Here is a 522-nt window from a genome sequence, read left to right on the forward strand (position 1 = left end):
TGAGATGTCGGTTAATGCGGCGTGTTCTGGCGCCTCGTGTTGGGCTGGTGTGTTGATAACCAACATGATCGCTACCTTTAGCTTCGAAAGCAGGAGATAAATCCCGATATATGGGGTATACTCTCGAGTAAGGCGGCGAATACGCCTTGGCGTCAAGGGAAATATTTTTGAGCATTGAAGCTAAAATTAGAGGCTATTTTGAAACGGCGTGGTTGGCAGGATACACGCCGCACGCGCTCGCGCGGAAAATCGGAATTGATCCTAAAACATTGAACGGTGTCGCGCCGGGGCGGGATTACGTAATCGGTCCAGGAGGATTCAATCCGACCCTCGGAACAATACAGAAGCTCGAGGAAGAATTAGGGGGGAAAGAGGTTGCCCCGACGCGAGCCAATGCTTTGGGTGCCGCCTTTGGTTTCCCAAACCTCGGCTTGGCGACCGCTGCGCGCGAGGAAAGCGTTGGAGCCAAGGTTCATTCCGTACGACTGATGCTTGTCCGGCCATTTGTTCCGTTTATTGCCC

1 protein-coding gene is annotated in these 522 nt (G+C 53.1%); it reads left to right on the forward strand.

Annotation, left to right across the window (positions count from 1 at the left end; genetic code table 11):
* Positions 1-167 precede the first annotated feature (167 nt).
* A partial coding sequence (locus IG168_RS20530) for a helix-turn-helix domain-containing protein (RefSeq protein ID WP_193166471.1) occupies positions 168-522 on the forward strand: 355 nt, incomplete at its 3' end.

The sequence above is a fragment of the Microbulbifer hainanensis genome (assembly GCF_014904735.1).
In the GTDB taxonomy this organism is placed as follows: Bacteria; Pseudomonadota; Gammaproteobacteria; order Pseudomonadales; family Cellvibrionaceae; genus Microbulbifer; species Microbulbifer hainanensis.